The organism is Pseudomonas sp. P5_109 (genome assembly GCF_034009455.1).
In the GTDB taxonomy this organism is placed as follows: Bacteria; Pseudomonadota; Gammaproteobacteria; order Pseudomonadales; family Pseudomonadaceae; genus Aquipseudomonas.
In genome coordinates this window covers 3,121,612-3,135,718 of sequence record NZ_CP125380.1, presented here as the reverse complement: position 1 = coordinate 3,135,718, position 14,107 = coordinate 3,121,612, and the positions used below count along the sequence as shown (strand labels likewise).

The 14,107-nt window shown below is 62.8% G+C and carries 14 protein-coding genes; 8 read left to right on the top strand and 6 right to left on the bottom strand.

All coding sequences use genetic code 11. The features are described 5' to 3' along the window. Positions 1-57: 57 nt before the first annotated feature. A complete protein-coding gene (locus tag QMK54_RS14275; protein ID WP_320402758.1) occupies positions 58-1,389 on the bottom strand; it encodes a PLP-dependent aminotransferase family protein in 1,332 nt (443 codons plus the stop codon). An 89-nt stretch (positions 1,390-1,478) separates the two neighbouring features. Here QMK54_RS14275 and QMK54_RS14270 point away from each other — a divergent pair, with 89 nt between their 5' ends. The 5 genes from QMK54_RS14270 (at position 1,479) to QMK54_RS14250 (ending at position 5,828) form a co-directional block, all read left to right on the top strand. Beyond that, on the top strand, positions 1,479-2,375 hold the full coding sequence (locus QMK54_RS14270) for a DMT family transporter (protein ID WP_320402757.1): 897 nt from the start codon (positions 1,479-1,481) through the stop codon (positions 2,373-2,375). A gap of 91 nt (positions 2,376-2,466) precedes the next feature. Continuing rightward, positions 2,467-3,087 (top strand): LysE family translocator, encoded by a 621-nt coding sequence (locus QMK54_RS14265; RefSeq protein ID WP_110662316.1) that lies wholly within the window; start codon positions 2,467-2,469, stop codon positions 3,085-3,087. Positions 3,088-3,276: 189 nt separating this feature from the next. Then, the gene (locus QMK54_RS14260) at positions 3,277-4,359 is read left to right on the top strand and encodes a bifunctional transcriptional activator/DNA repair enzyme AdaA (protein ID WP_223591914.1); all 1,083 of its coding nucleotides are present in this window, start codon (positions 3,277-3,279) and stop codon (positions 4,357-4,359) included. 34 nt (positions 4,360-4,393) lie between these two features. Next, positions 4,394-5,206 (top strand): isocitrate lyase/phosphoenolpyruvate mutase family protein, encoded by an 813-nt coding sequence (locus tag QMK54_RS14255; RefSeq protein WP_320402756.1) that lies wholly within the window; start codon positions 4,394-4,396, stop codon positions 5,204-5,206. A 4-nt stretch (positions 5,207-5,210) separates the two neighbouring features. Next, entirely contained in the window at positions 5,211-5,828 is a 618-nt protein-coding gene (locus tag QMK54_RS14250; RefSeq protein WP_110660477.1) for a DNA-3-methyladenine glycosylase family protein, read from the top strand. 132 nt (positions 5,829-5,960) lie between these two features. On the opposite strand, the gene QMK54_RS14245 is transcribed toward QMK54_RS14250, so the two are convergent. The 3 genes from QMK54_RS14245 to QMK54_RS14235 form a co-directional block, all read right to left on the bottom strand. Beyond that, positions 5,961-7,058, bottom strand: coding sequence for an extracellular solute-binding protein (locus tag QMK54_RS14245; RefSeq protein ID WP_110660478.1), 1,098 nt, complete (start codon positions 7,056-7,058; stop codon positions 5,961-5,963). A gap of 2 nt (positions 7,059-7,060) precedes the next feature. Continuing rightward, a complete protein-coding gene (aguA, locus tag QMK54_RS14240) occupies positions 7,061-8,170 on the bottom strand; it encodes an agmatine deiminase (RefSeq protein ID WP_320402755.1) in 1,110 nt (369 codons plus the stop codon). 100 nt (positions 8,171-8,270) lie between these two features. Further along, on the bottom strand, positions 8,271-9,155 hold the full coding sequence (locus tag QMK54_RS14235; RefSeq protein WP_103393673.1) for a LysR substrate-binding domain-containing protein: 885 nt from the start codon (positions 9,153-9,155) through the stop codon (positions 8,271-8,273). Positions 9,156-9,403: 248 nt separating this feature from the next. On the opposite strand from QMK54_RS14235, the gene QMK54_RS14230 reads away from it, so the two are divergent. The 3 genes from QMK54_RS14230 to QMK54_RS14220 all read left to right on the top strand — a co-directional run bounded on the left by QMK54_RS14230 (position 9,404) and on the right by QMK54_RS14220 (position 12,694). Beyond that, entirely contained in the window at positions 9,404-9,802 is a 399-nt protein-coding gene (locus QMK54_RS14230; protein ID WP_110660481.1) for a PaaI family thioesterase, read from the top strand. Positions 9,803-9,853: 51 nt separating this feature from the next. After that, positions 9,854-10,342, top strand: a complete 489-nt coding sequence (locus QMK54_RS14225) for a GFA family protein (RefSeq protein WP_223591904.1) — start codon at positions 9,854-9,856, stop codon at positions 10,340-10,342. 108 nt (positions 10,343-10,450) lie between these two features. Further along, on the top strand, positions 10,451-12,694 hold the full coding sequence (locus QMK54_RS14220; protein ID WP_320402754.1) for a TonB-dependent siderophore receptor: 2,244 nt from the start codon (positions 10,451-10,453) through the stop codon (positions 12,692-12,694). Positions 12,695-12,938: 244 nt separating this feature from the next. Here QMK54_RS14220 and QMK54_RS14215 read toward each other — a convergent pair whose 3' ends face one another. After that, complete coding sequence (locus QMK54_RS14215) at positions 12,939-13,352, bottom strand: VOC family protein (RefSeq protein ID WP_110662749.1); 414 nt, start codon at positions 13,350-13,352, stop codon at positions 12,939-12,941. 133 nt (positions 13,353-13,485) lie between these two features. Further along, positions 13,486-14,094 carry a tRNA-(ms[2]io[6]A)-hydroxylase gene (locus QMK54_RS14210; RefSeq protein ID WP_007986374.1) on the bottom strand — a complete coding sequence of 203 codons (609 nt, stop codon included), beginning with the start codon at positions 14,092-14,094 and terminating at the stop codon, positions 13,486-13,488. Positions 14,095-14,107 lie beyond the last annotated feature (13 nt).

The window sequence follows — 14,107 nt, the reverse complement described above, 5'->3', positions numbered from 1 at the left end:
GGCCCTCAAGGTAATGAGCCAACCGGTTCGCGTATTGAACAAAACGCCCCTGTCTCGCTATGAGTAGTAATCCACGACGCTTTTCACTTTGGTCAAGGCCAGGCGCAGCGAGTCCATGTCCACCGAGCCCAACGCCAGGCGTATCGCGTGAGGCACATGGGCCGAAATCGCAAAGGGCTCGGCCGGCGACACCGAGACCTGCTCGCGCATCAACGCCATGGCGATCTGGTCGGCCCGGGCGTCTTCCGCCAACGGCAACCAGATGAAGTACGAATTAGGGTGACTGATGGTCTTGAGCCCCGCGAGGACCTCTCGGGCCAGGGCCTGCCTGGCCTGGGCGTCCGCACGCTTTTGCGCCTCCAGCTGGCTGACGGTGCCATCGTCGAGCCAGGCCGTGGCGATGGCGGTCATCACGCCGGGGGTGTTCCAGGTGGTCGCCATGATGGTGCGCTCGAAGGCGGCGATCCATAACGCGGGCGCGGCGATGAAACCTACGCGCAGCCCGGTGGCGACGTTTTTCGACAGGCCCGAGACGTACACCGTTCTCTCCGGCGCCATCTCGGCCAATGGCGGCGGTACGTTTTCGGCAAGGAACGCGTAGGCGGCGTCCTCGATGATCGTCAGGTCGTGGCGGCGCGCTATCGCCACCAGTTGCTCGCGCTGATCGGTGTCCATCACCCAGCCCAAGGGATTGTGCAAGGTCGGCATCGAGTACACGGCCCGCACGGATCGGCTGCGGCAGAGTTTTTCCAGGGCCGGCAGATCAGGCCCAGTGTCCGTGACCGGAATGGGCAGGACTTCCAGATGCAGGGTCTCGGCCAGCGTCTTGAAACCGGGATAGGTCAGCGCATCGGCGGCGATCACATCGCCGGGCTTGAGCAGCGTCATCATCGCTACCGCCAGGCCATGCTGGGCACCGCTGACGATCAACACCTGTTCGGCCGGCACGTTGAGCCCGCGCTGAACCAGATGGCGCGCGACCGCAGCCCGCTCATGCTGGCGCCCAGCGTGGGGCTGGTAACGCAGGAGCGATTCCAGGTCACCGGACAACGCCAACTGACGCAAGGCATTGCGCAACAGATCGGCCTGGCCGGGCAATGACGGGTAGTTGAAATTCAGGTCAAGCATCCCCGCCGCCACCACGTGCTGCGAGATGCCCTGCCCCGGCGGCAGCGAGGTTTCCCGGACAAAGGTCCCGCGCCCGGTTTCGCCGCTGACCAGGCCCATGCCTTCCAGCTCGGCATACACCCGGCTGGCGGTGACCAGTGCCAGACCATGTTCAGTGGCCAGTTGCCGGTGAGTCGGCAGGCGCGTGCCGGGCGGCAACCGCCCGGAACGGATGTCGGCGGCAAAGGCATCCACCAGCGTTTTATAGCGCGATCGTGGCATGTCGAGATGTATCCATGACAATTTTTTGATTGTATCGATAGTCGCTCATACGATGAGTTTCGTGCAATCAGACAATGAGCGTGAGCCAAATGGAACGGACTTCGAACCTGCAACACCGGACGCTGGAAAACAGCACCAGCGGCTGGATCAACGGCCTGATCGGCGTAGTGATTTTCAGCGGCTCGCTGCCAGCGACACGGGTGGCGGTGCTGGAGTTTGATCCGGTGTTCCTGACGGTTGCGCGCGCGACCATCGCTGCCGTCCTGGCGCTGTGCCTGCTGTGGCTGTTCAAGGAAAAACGCCCGGCGCGCCAGCACCTGATACCGCTGTCCATCGTCGCCCTCGGCGTAGTCATCGGTTTCCCTCTGCTGACGGCACTGGCACTGCAATACGTGACGTCCGCGCACTCCATCGTCTTCGTCGGCCTGTTGCCCCTGGCGACGGCGGTGTTCGGCGTGCTGCGCGGCGGCGAGCGGCCACGGGCGGCGTTCTGGATTTTCTCGGTGCTGGGCAGCCTGCTGGTGGTCGGGTTTGCCCTGTCCCAAGGGCTGACCGCCTCCCCGCAGGGCGACATCCTGATGCTGCTGGCCATCCTCGCCTGCGGCCTGGGTTATGCCGAAGGCGCGAAGCTGTCGCGCACCCTCGGTGGCTGGCAAGTGATTTGCTGGGCACTGGTATTGTCGCTACCGGTGGTAGCGGTGCTCAGCTGGATGCGCATGCCGGTTTCGTTCAGCGGCATCAGCATGCCGGCCTGGTTCAGCCTGGCTTACGTCTCGCTGTTCAGCATGCTGATTGGCTTCGTGTTCTGGTACCGCGGGCTGGCCCAAGGAGGCATCGCCGCCGTTGGGCAATTGCAGCTGCTTCAGCCGTTCTTCGGGCTGACCCTGGCTGCCACCCTGCTGCATGAACACGTCAGCATCGGCATGCTGGGGGTCACCGTCGCCGTGATCCTCTGCGTCGCCGGGGCGAAAAAATTCGCCAAGTAATCCCTGGTACGGTGGTTTAGGCCCATGACTGTATGGGTCTGGCCACCCGCGAGCTGTGATAGAAATAGCGCTCTTGCTTCAGGAGCCCACCATGGACCTCGCCACCCTCTCCCTGTTTCTGCCGGCCTGCTTTGCCCTCAACATGGCACCCGGCCCCAACAACCTGCTGTCGGTCAGCAATTCGACCCGCTATGGCTACCGCACCGCGTGCGTGGCCGGCATCGGCCGGTTGCTGGCGTTCGCCGGGATGATTGCCCTGGCCTCGGCGGGGCTGGCGGTGGTGTTGCAGACCTCCGAGCTGCTGTTCTACGCCATCAAGATCCTCGGCGCGGCGTACCTGTTCTACCTCGCCTGGCAATTGTGGCGCGCCGATCCTGGCGTCGAAAACGTGGTCAGCACCGCGCCCGTTGGCACGCTGGCACTGGCCCGACAGGAGTTCCTGGTGGCGGCCGGCAACCCCAAGGCGATCCTGATCTTCACCGCGTTCCTGCCGCAATTCGTCGACTCGACCCACGCCATTGCGCCGCAGTTCGTGGTGCTTGGCGCGCTTTTCCTGGTGCTGGAATGGATTGCCATCGGCGCTTACGCTTACATGGGCCTGCACATGCGTCGCTGGTTCGCCAGGCCGTCGGGCAAGCGGATATTCAACCGCTGCTGCGCCGGGTTGCTGTCGGCGGCGGCTTCGGTACTTCTGATGGCCAGACGCGCCTGAAGGATTGGCTTTTAACGCATGTGGGAGCGGGCTTACTCGCGAAAGCGGAGTGTCAGGCACCTCAATGTTGAATGACACGACGCCTTCGCGAGCAAGCCCGCTCCCACAGAATAAGCCCTCTTTTTCGCTCGGGAATTCACTGTCGATTTTCCGGTGGAGACCACCCATGACGCGATCTATGCTGCGCCCATGAACCTACAAAAAACGCTGCTCCCGCCCCGCACCGAGATGGTTCGCGCCATGCTCGAACGAGACACCTCCTACGAGGGCGTGTTCTTTACGGCGGTCAAGACCACAGGCATCTTCTGCCGCCCCGGTTGCACCGCCCGCAGCCCGAAGCCTGCGAACGTCGAGTTCTTTGCCAACGCCCAAGAGTGCCTGGCGGCGGGCTACCGCGCCTGCCTGCGCTGCAAACCGCTGGACAATGCCGCCAGCGCGCCGGACTGGGTGCAGTCATTGTTCAAGTCGGTAGATGCCGACCCGGAGCAGCGCTGGACCGACGCCCACTTACTGGCCGCAGGCATCGAACCGCTGAAACTGCGGCGTTGGTTCAAGCAGCACTTCGGCATGACCTTCCATGCGTGGCTGCGCGCCCGACGCTTGGGCATGGCATTGGGCGGGATCAAACAGGGCGACTCCATCGACGGCGTTGCGTTCGATTCCGGCTACGAGTCCCTGAGCGGTTTCCGCGATGCCTTTCAGAAGTCGTTTCACATCACCCCGGGCCGCGCCGCCAACAGCGAGCCACTGCTGTTCACCCGCCTGACCACGCCGCTAGGGCCGATGATCGCCATGGCCGAACGCCGTGGGCTGGTGCTGCTCGAGTTTCTCGACCAGGCATCGCTGAGCCCGGAAGTTGAAGCACTGCAAAGCCGTTTCGGTTATGCCGTGGCACCGGGGCACAACCTGCATTTGCAGCAGATCGAAGCGCAATTGTCCGCCTATTTCGCCGGCACGCTCACCGAGTTCAGCGTGGCCTTGCACATGCCCGGCAGCGAGTTCTCGCGCCGGGTCTGGGCCGAACTGGCGAAGATCCCCTACGGCCGGACCACCACCTACGGCGCCATCGCGGCGATCCTGGGCAAGCCCGGCGCCAGCCGAGCAGTAGGCCTGGCCAACGGGCATAACCGCTTATCGATTGTCGTGCCCTGCCACCGGGTGATCGGCGCCGACGGCTCGTTGACCGGCTACGCTGGAGGCCAGCCGCGCAAGGCGTTTCTGCTCAGGCTGGAGAACGCGGCGGTGCAGTACACGGAGCAACTTGCGTTCTGACCCCTCATGTCTTTTGCAAAAGGAAGGAAGCTCGATGGACAGGCTCGACGATCAACTGCACCAACTGCATCACGATGGCTTGCTGATCCTCACCAATGTCGCCGACGCCGCCGGGGCGCGGCTGGTGGAGCAACTGGGCAACAAGGCCGTGGCTACCAGCAGCGCGGCCGTGGCCTGGGTGCATGGCTACCCGGATGGCAACGCCCTGCCCCTTGAGCGACTGGTCTCGACGGTCGAGTCGATTGCCCGGGTCATTTCGGTGCCGCTGACCATCGACATCGAGGCGGGTTATTCCGATGACCTGGATCAGGTGGCCCAGGTGGTTGACGCGGTGATCGCCGCCGGTGCTGTCGGGATCAACATCGAAGACGGCTCCTCGCCGCCGGAGTTGCTGGTACGCAAGATTGAAACCGCGCGCCAGGTGGCCGATCGCCGTCAGGTGAACCTGTTCATCAATGCACGCACCGATGTCTACCTGCGCGGCCTGGTGCCTGCCGAAGACCGCGTCGCCGAAACCCTCAGGCGCGCCGCACTGTATCAGGCGGCCGGGGCCAACGGCCTGTTCGCGGCCGGCGTTACCGCCGAGTACGAGATCAAGGCGCTGTGCCACGGCACCTCGCTGCCGCTCAATGTGCTCGGCTTCCCGGGCCTGCCGTCGCCCACAGAGCTCGAGGCACTCGGCGTTCGTCGCCTGAGCGCCGGTTCAGGCATCGCCGAATTCCTCTACGGCGCCATGGCCGGCATCGCCAAAAGCTTTCTGCAAACCGGCAAGTTCGACAGCCATGACCTGAAGGCGTTGACCTATGGCGAAGTGAACGCCCTGTTGAAACCGTCCGGGAAAGCCTGAGCCCATGTCCGACGGCTATCTGGCCGCCAGCCGGTTCCTGGCCGCCATCGATGAAGACTGGCGCCGCCACATCGACGCCATCGGCCCGTGCCTGCACCAACCGCATCCGGCGCGTGATCCCTATGAGTCGCTGGTGCGGGCGATTGCCTATCAGCAACTGCACGCCAGGGCCGGCGATGCGATTGTCGGCCGACTGCTGGCGCTGTTCGGTTCGGGTGCATTTCCCCGGCCTGAACAGATCGTCGCGACCGATTTCGAGCAGATGCGCAGTTGCGGGTTTTCCGCGAGCAAGATCGCGACCATCCAGGGCATCGCCCAGGCATCCCTGGACGGCGTGGTGCCGGATTACGCCACGGCGCTGGCCATGGAAGACGAGGCGTTGATCGAGCGTCTGATCACGTTGCGCGGTGTCGGGCGCTGGACCGTGGAGATGCTGCTGATCTACAGCCTGGAGCGGCCGGACATCCTGCCGGCCGATGACTTTGGCGTGCGTGAGGGTTATCGACGGCTCAAGGGGCTGGACGTGCAGCCGACGCGCAAGCAAATGATCGAGATCGGGTTGGGGTGGAGCCCTTACCGGACGGTGGCGGCCTGGTATTTGTGGCGGGTGCCAAACAAATAGACCGCGTTATCGTTCTTCGCGAGCAAGCCCGCTCCCACATTCGACCGCATTCCCATGTCAGAACTCGGTTAAATGTGGGAGCGGGCTTGCTCGCGAAGACGTCAGCCCAGTCAACACATCACCCGAAACAGATCACAACCCCGACTTCAACCGACTGAACGCCCGAATCAACGCCCGGTTGAACGCCTTGCCATTGTCATTCTTGCTGTACAGCGAAGCCTTGACCGCGGCCGGCGGATACGTCCCCGGATCGTTGCGAATCGCCGAGTCGACCAAGGCGTCCGCCGCCGTGATCGCATTGGCGTAATGGATGGTGTCGGTGATCGGCGCAATCACTTCCGGGGTCATCAGGTAGTCCATCAATGCCAGGCCGGCCTGCGGGTGCGGCGCATCCTTGGGAATGACCATGGCGTCGAACCAGATCAACGTGCCCTCCTTCGGAATCCGGTACTTGAGCGAATACGGTTTGCCCGCCGCCTCGGCCTGGCCGGCCGCGATGCCCACGTTGCCGTTCCACGACATCGCCACGCAGGTGTTACCGTTGGCCAGGTCGCTGATGTTCAGGTCGTTGTCGAAGTAGCGAATGTACGGCCGAATTTTCGCCAGTTGCTGCTCAGCCAGTTTCAGGTCGTCGAGGTTCTGCCGGTTGATGTCCAGCCCCATGTATTTCATGACCGCCGCAAACACTTCATTGGGATCGTTGAGCAGGCTGACCCCGCAATCGGCGAATTTCGCGACCACGGCCGGGTCGAACAGCATGGCCCAACTGTCGGTCGGTGCGTCGGGCAGGCGCTGCTTGACGGCCTCCTCCTGAAAGCCCACGCCCGTGGTGCCCCAGGCGTAGATCCCGGCATAACGATTGCCCGGATCGAACACCGCCATGTGCTGGCGGAACTCTTCGCCGACACCAGCAAAGTGCGGTAGCTGCTGTTTGTCCACCGTCTGCACCGCGCCACTCTCGATGGCGCGCGACAGGTGCTGCCCCGCCGTCAACACCAGGTCGTAGCCACTGCGACCGGTGAGCAGCTTGGTCTCGACGGTTTCCAGTGAGTCGAAATGATCGGCCACCACATGGATGCCGGTTTTCGCTTCAAAATTCTTCAAGGTGTCCGGGGCCAGGTACTCGCCCCAGATGTACAGGTTGACCACCGGCTTGGCGGTATCGGCGGCCTGCACACACAGGGGTGCAAGCACCAGCAGTATTGCTTGAGTCAGTTTGTGCAGGCCCATATTTACACTCCTTTGCCCGCGTACTGCGGCATGGTGATGCACGCGACGTTGCCGCCGCCGAGGAGGATTTCCCGGGAGTTTTCGATACCGACGATGCTGTGTTTCGGGAACAGCTCGGCCAGGGTCGCCAGCGCCACCTTGTCGTTGCGATCACCGAACAGCGGCACCACGATCGAACTGTTGCCGGCGTAGTAGTTGATGTACGACGCACAGATCTTCGTCCCGGCCTGGCGTGTATGGCTGCTGTCCTGCTGATCCAGGCCTTCGGCCTCTTCGGCGGTCCACTCCAGCACATCCGGTTGCGGCAGCTTGTGCACGATCAACTCGCGGCCACGACTGTCGCGGGTGCTGCGCAGGATGTCGTAGGCCTCCTGATAGATTTCCCACTGCGGGTCGTCGCGGTTGTCGGTCCATTGCAACACCACTTCGCCGGGACGCACGAAGCACGCGAGGTCGTCGACATGGCCATCGGTTTCGTCGAACTTGCAGCCCCGTGGCAGCCAGATCACCTGCTCGGCGCCGAGGTAATCGGTGAGGCGACGGGTGACTTCGTCCTTGCCCAGATGCTGGTTGCGATTGCGGTTGAGCAGGCACTGTTCGGTGGTGAGGATGCTGCCTTGGCCGTCGCTCTGGATGCCGCCCAGTTCGGCGATCAGCGGCGCGCGATAACGGTCGAAGCGTTCGATTTCGAGGATCTTGCTGGCGATCTGGTCGTCCTTGTCCCACGGGTAGTACAGGCCACCGTCGAGGCCGCCGTAGGCGTTGAATTCGAAGTCGACGCCGCGCACTTCGCCGCTCTGGTCATTGACCACAAAGCACGGGCCGCTGTCGCGGAACCAGGTGTCGTTGCAGGTCATTTCCACCACGCGCACTTGCGGCGGCAACTGCCGGCGCGCGGTGGCGAACTGGGCCGCCGAGGCGCAGACGGTGACCGGCTCGCTCATGGAAATGGCGGTGACGATCTGCACCCAGACTTTCTGCGCAGGCTTGGCACCATTGCGCCAGACGTCGGTGCGCTCTGGCCAGCCGAGCCAGCAACCGGACTTGGCTTCGAATTCGCCGGGCAGACGGAAACCGTCCTGTTTGGGGGTGGTGTCGAGCAAACGGGCCATGGTCAAACCTCTTCAGCAGGGATTGGAATGACCACAGGCTAAGGGCGTTGGCGACTGGCCCGCCAACGATGATTATTGCGGAATACTTGAGTTCAACTCATCAATCGAGCAATTGATCGTTGAACCATTCCAGCATCTGCGCCACCGCCGGCCGCTCCAGCCGCACCCGCTCGCACACCAGCGCGTATTGGCCGAGCGCGGTCATGCTCGAGGTAAACGGACGGACCAGGCGACCACTGAGCAAGTCTTCCTGGGCTGTCAGGTTGTCACCCATGGCCACGCCCTGCCCCTGGGCGGCGGCCTCCAGTGCCAGCCCGGCGTGGGCGAAATACAGCTGCCGGTCGGGGCGTTGGTCGCCGGCATGGCTGGTGAGCCACGCGGTCCAGGTCTTGCCGTCCTGGTCGTCGTGCAGCAGGCAATGGCGAACCAGGTCCTTCGGGGTTTTCAGCGTGCCCTGGTTGAACAGGCCGGGGCTGCACACCGGGAAGAACTGCAACGCCGGCAGAGGCCGGACGAAATACGCCGTGCTGTCCACCGGGCCAGTGCCGTAGGTGATCGCCAGGTCGATGTCCTCCCCGGGCGCCGTGGCGTCGATCGGTTGTTCGTACAGATGCAGGGTGATGTGCGGATAGCGCGCATAGAAATCCGTGAGCCGGCTCATCAGCCACTTTTGCGCCAGCTCGGCGGTGACCGCCAGGCGCAATACGGCGAGGGATGAAGGGTCGCGCAGTTCATCGCAGGCATCGCCAATCAGCTCGAACGCCTGCTGCAAGCTCTGCATCAGGCGCCCGGCCGCCAGGGTCGGGCGAATCTGCCGGCCTTCGCGCACGAACAGCGACACACCGAGCTGCTCTTCGAGTTGGCGAATCTGGTGGCTGACCGCACTGTCAGTGACACATAGCTCGGCCGCCGCCCGGCCGAAATGGGCATGGCGGGCGGCGCATTCGAAGGTGCGCAGGGCTGCCAGGGAAGGTAATCGTCGCATTGGGTTTTGATCCCGGTTTTTTAGAGGGCCATGCTGACTTGGCCGTTGGTGGGCGTCCAGTGGGACCGCGTTATCGTTCTTCGCGAGCAGGCCCGCTCCCACATTTGGAACGCAATCCCCTGTGGGAGCGGGCTTGCGAAGAGGCCGGCGCATTCACCACCCCTCCAACGGCCTATCACGCGGGCTGATCAACGATGACACGCCCCAAAACCCGGCGCATGTTGATGCCTCAACCGGAGGGATACGCCATGCTCGACACACTCAAACAGATCAACTCGACCTCGGCCTTCAACCGCTGGGCCGGCTTCGAAGTGACCCGCGCCGAAAGCGGCGAAGCCGAACTCACCCTGGCTTTTCGCGAAGCCGACATGGCGCAATACGCCGGCTTCCTGCATGCCGGCCTGATTGGCGCGATGCTCGATACCGCCTGCGGTTTTGCCGCCGGGACGGTCGCCGGCAACGTGCTGGCCTCGCACTTCTCGGTCAATTGCCTTGCGCCTGCGGTGGGTGAAGTGTTCATCGCCCGGGGTCGCGTGGTGAAGGCCGGCAAGAAGCAGGTATTCGCCCGCGCCGAGTTGTTCGCGCAAAGCGGCGATCAGTTGAAACTGGTGGCGACCGGCGACGCGATTCTGGTGCCTGTCCAATAGCCGCGACGGTCTAGGCTGTCCTGGGTACGTCCAAGACAGCCGGAGGCTCTCATGCAACTCGAAGGTTCCTGTCATTGCGGCGCGGTGTCGTTCAGCCTGACCAGCGCCCACCCCTACCCTTACCAGCGTTGCTACTGCTCGATCTGTCGCAAGACCCAAGGTGGCGGCGGCTATGCGATCAACCTCGGGGGCGATGCCGCCAGCCTCAAGGTTCGCGGGCGCAAGCACATCGCGATCTACCATGCGCGGCTCAAGGAGGAAGGCGACAAGCGCGCCCACAGCAGCACCGCCGAGCGGCATTTCTGCTCGGTATGTGGCTCGGGCCTGTGGCTGTTCAGCCCCGAATGGCCTGAGTTGGTTCACCCCTTCGCCTCGGCCATCGACACGCCGCTGCCGGTGCCGCCGGAGCACACGCACCTGATGCTCGGCTCGAAAGCGCCGTGGGTGGAGGTCCAGGCGCAGCCCGGGGATCAGCAGTTCGAACGGTACCCCGAAGAATCCATCGCCCAGTGGCATGAACGTCTCGGCCTGGCTCGCTGAGAATAATTATCAATTTTTTTCACACGGCAGTTCCCCTTTGCGTTTTTCGTTCGGTTAACCCCTCAGAAGCACTTCAACTACCGATCGATTCGATGCAAAGGGATCCCCATGTCGCACCAGCTTGTCGCCCGTTTCCGTTTTGCCTTGTGCCCTCTGGCGCTGGCCCTGCCCGCCGCCCTGCTGAGCCTCGTTGCCCACGCTGCTGAAACCGATGCCGAAAAGAAGCCGGCCAGGGACGACGGCGTACTGCAACTGGGCGCCACGACCATTTCCGGCCAGGCACTGGGCGCCACCACCGAAGGCACTCACTCGTACACCACCGGATCCACGTCTTCGGCCACCGGCCTGCCCCTGTCGATCCGCGAGACGCCGCAATCGGTGACGGTCATCACCCGCCAGCAGATGGACGACCGTGGTGTGCAGAGCGTCGGCGATGCTCTGCGCAACACCCCCGGCATTTCGACGCAGAAGTACGACAGTGACCGTACCGAATTTTCCGCCCGTGGCTTTGCCATCACCAACTTCCAGTACGACGGCATCAACATTCCGTATGACGGTGTCTACGGTGAAAACCCTGCCAACGGCGACGACGCGTCCAGCCTGGACCGCATCGAGATCGTCAAGGGCGCGACCGGCTTGATGACCGGTGCGGGCGACCCGTCCGCCACCGTCAACCTGATCCGCAAGAAGCCGACCAAGGAATTCAAGGCGTCGATCAGTGGGACCGTCGGTTCGTGGGACGCCTATCGCAGCGTCGGCGACATTTCCGGCTCGCTGAACGATTCCGGCAGCGTGCGTGGCCGCTTCGTCGGCGCCTATTCCGACAAGAACTCCTACCAGGACCATTACAGCCAGAAGAAAGACCTGTTCTACGGCATTCTCGAAGCCGACCTGACACCCGACACCCTGCTGACCTTTGGCGTCGACAAGTCAAGCGCCACCCCGCGCGGTTCGTCCTGGACCGGCAACCCGGTGTACTTCTCCGATGGCGGGCGTACCGACTTCCCGCGTCACTTCAACCCGGGCGCCGACTGGAGTCGTCGCGACTTCGACGACATCACCTACTTCGCCTCCCTGGAGCAGGCCCTGGCCAACGACTGGAAGTTCAAGGCCACCTTCGACCAGAAAACCACCGATCACGACACTCGACTGGCCTCGGCCAGCGGCGGCAACCCGGACCGCGCAACCGGCGAAGGCATGTTCCTGTACTGGGGGCGCTGGGAAGGTCATCGCGTGCAAAACACCGCTGACGTCAACGTCTCCGGCCCCTTTACCCTGGGTGGCCGCGAACATGAGCTGACGGCGGGCTTCATGGCTTCCCACTCGCGCCAGACCGGCGCGACCTTCGACACCAGCGCTTTTGCCACGGTCCCGGGGGGCATCTACGACTGGAACGGCGATCTGCCAGAACAGAACTTCCCGAAAAACGGCAAATACGAACGCACCCAGAGCCAGAACGGCCTGTACCTGGCCACGCGCCTGCACGCGACCGACGACCTGTCGATCATCCTCGGCAGCCGCTTGAGCACCTACAAGTACAATGAAGACTATTCGTACTATCCGGGTGTCGGCCTGGATGACACCCATGCCAGCTACAAGGAACATGGCGTGGTCACGCCTTATGCCGGCGTGGTTTATGACCTGGACGACACCTATTCGGCCTACGCCAGCTACACCAGCATCTACCAGCCGCAAACCTACAAGGACATCAACGGTTCGACCCTGGCTCCGGTCGAAGGCGACAGCTACGAAGCCGGCCTGAAAGCCGCTTACTTCGACGGCAGACTGAACGCCAGCCTGGCCTTCTTCCGCATCGAACAAGACGGTGTCGCCGAATCGATCGGCACCAACCCGGTGACCAACGAAGGCATCTACAAAGCCATCGACGGCGCAACCACCAAAGGCGTGGAACTGGAACTGGCCGGTGAAGTGACCGATGGCTGGAACGTGTCGGCCGGCTACACCTACGCCCGCACCCGTGACGCCGATGAACAGCGCATCTTTGGCTTCCCGCTGTCGACCAGCAAACCGGAACACGTCGTGCGCACGTTCACCACCTACCGCCTGCCCGGCGCACTGGATCAGGTGACCATCGGTGGCGGCATCAGCTGGCAGAGTGCGTTCTACGGCAAGATCTACAGCCCGACCGTGGGCGACTACACCCGCATCAAGCAAGGCGGCTACACCCTCGTCGACCTGATGAGCCGCTACCAGTTCAACGAGAACCTGAGCTTCACCGTCAATGCCAACAACGTCTTCGACAAACGCTACCTGACGGGACTGGGCAACTTCGACACCACCTACTACGGCGAACCACGCAACGTGATGCTGACCACAACGTGGGATTTCTGAAGCGGAACGCCTGACACGAAAAACCGGCCAACTGACCTAATGCTGTTCAGTTAAGGAAATTGTAGGAGCGAGCTTGCTCGCGATGGACTCAAGAGCGCCGCGTTTAGCCAGTAAATACGCGTTATCGTTAACGACCATCGCGAGCAAGCTCGCTCCTACAGAGGACCACATTCGCTTAAGTGAACAGCATTGCCCCAACTGGCCGGTTTTTTTCTTCACGCAACCCCGGAAACAGGCATGATCCTTACGCTTGGGACGGCCCTTTCAGTTCGACCTGGTTGCCGTCCGGATCGAAGCAATAGATAGACAGCCCACGGCCGTCGGCGCCGAAGCGCACGGCGGCTTTCTCGGGAGTCAGGCCGAAGGACTGTAAGTGACTGATCAGCGCTTCCTCGTCGAACGGTTCGATGCGCAGGCAGAAATGATCGACGTTGCGCCGCTCGCGGGCTGCGGCAGCACCGCCCTTGCGGCCGAGCTCGCCATGAATGTCGACGAGGTCGATCATCGAGGTGCCCGCACGCAAGTGCACCATGCCCAGATCGTCGCGGCGCTTGACCAGTTCGGCACCGAAAACCTCGCCGTAAAAAGTGATGCTTCGTTCGAGATCCTCGACGCGCAGGACAATGTGATCGATATGCTTGATCGTGAATGCTTGCATTGGGATGATTCCTGAAAATACCGTCTACAGCATGACCGGTGACCCGTTGACTGTAGTTCAGGACCACAAAAAATCACTGGCGACTTTTCGGTGCAAGCGCCACCGCCGCGCAACCGGGCAGCGCCTGCAGGGGTTACGCCGCAGCCGGTACACCGCTGTGGAAACGGAACTCCACATCCGGGGATTCGATGAGCTCCTGCTCGGCGGCGCGGACCTTGTCGATCACCTGGGCAATGTCCTTGGCGTCGCCGTACTGGTAAGCCAGCTTCAGGTACCCCTGGAAATGCCGGGCCTCGCTCTTGAGCAAACCGAAATAGAACTTGCCCAGCTCCTCGTCCAGATGCGGCACCAGCGCTTCGAATCGCTCGCAACTGCGGGCCTCGATGAACGCCCCCACCACCAATGTATCCACCAGCTTTACCGGCTCGTGACTGCGCACCACCTTGCGCAGCCCCGAGGCATAACGCCCCGCCGACAGCTGGCGCAATTCGATCTTGCGGCGTTTCATCAGGCGCATGACCTGTTCGTGGTGCACCAGTTCTTCCCGGGCCAGGCGCGACATCATGTTGATCAGATCGACGTGGGAGTGATACTTGGCGATCAGGCTCAACGCGGTGCTGGCGGCCTTGAATTCGCAGTTCTTGTGGTCGATCAGCAGGGTTTCCTGATCGGCCAGCGCGGCCTGGATCCAGCCGTCGGGGGTGCGGCAGCCAAGGAACTCGTGAATTTCGGGAAGGATCATGGGGCTCACGGAA

Coding starts and splice junctions, on each gene's coding strand:
- QMK54_RS14275 (WP_320402758.1), bottom strand. CDS start 1,389: ATGCCACGATCGCGCTATAAAACGCTGGTGGATGCCTTTGCCGCCGAC.
- QMK54_RS14270 (WP_320402757.1), top strand. CDS start 1,479: ATGGAACGGACTTCGAACCTGCAACACCGGACGCTGGAAAACAGCACC.
- QMK54_RS14265 (WP_110662316.1), top strand. CDS start 2,467: ATGGACCTCGCCACCCTCTCCCTGTTTCTGCCGGCCTGCTTTGCCCTC.
- QMK54_RS14260 (WP_223591914.1), top strand. CDS start 3,277: ATGAACCTACAAAAAACGCTGCTCCCGCCCCGCACCGAGATGGTTCGC.
- QMK54_RS14255 (WP_320402756.1), top strand. CDS start 4,394: ATGGACAGGCTCGACGATCAACTGCACCAACTGCATCACGATGGCTTG.
- QMK54_RS14250 (WP_110660477.1), top strand. CDS start 5,211: ATGTCCGACGGCTATCTGGCCGCCAGCCGGTTCCTGGCCGCCATCGAT.
- QMK54_RS14245 (WP_110660478.1), bottom strand. CDS start 7,058: ATGGGCCTGCACAAACTGACTCAAGCAATACTGCTGGTGCTTGCACCC.
- aguA (WP_320402755.1), bottom strand. CDS start 8,170: ATGGCCCGTTTGCTCGACACCACCCCCAAACAGGACGGTTTCCGTCTG.
- QMK54_RS14235 (WP_103393673.1), bottom strand. CDS start 9,155: ATGCGACGATTACCTTCCCTGGCAGCCCTGCGCACCTTCGAATGCGCC.
- QMK54_RS14230 (WP_110660481.1), top strand. CDS start 9,404: ATGCTCGACACACTCAAACAGATCAACTCGACCTCGGCCTTCAACCGC.
- QMK54_RS14225 (WP_223591904.1), top strand. CDS start 9,854: ATGCAACTCGAAGGTTCCTGTCATTGCGGCGCGGTGTCGTTCAGCCTG.
- QMK54_RS14220 (WP_320402754.1), top strand. CDS start 10,451: ATGTCGCACCAGCTTGTCGCCCGTTTCCGTTTTGCCTTGTGCCCTCTG.
- QMK54_RS14215 (WP_110662749.1), bottom strand. CDS start 13,352: ATGCAAGCATTCACGATCAAGCATATCGATCACATTGTCCTGCGCGTC.
- QMK54_RS14210 (WP_007986374.1), bottom strand. CDS start 14,094: ATGATCCTTCCCGAAATTCACGAGTTCCTTGGCTGCCGCACCCCCGAC.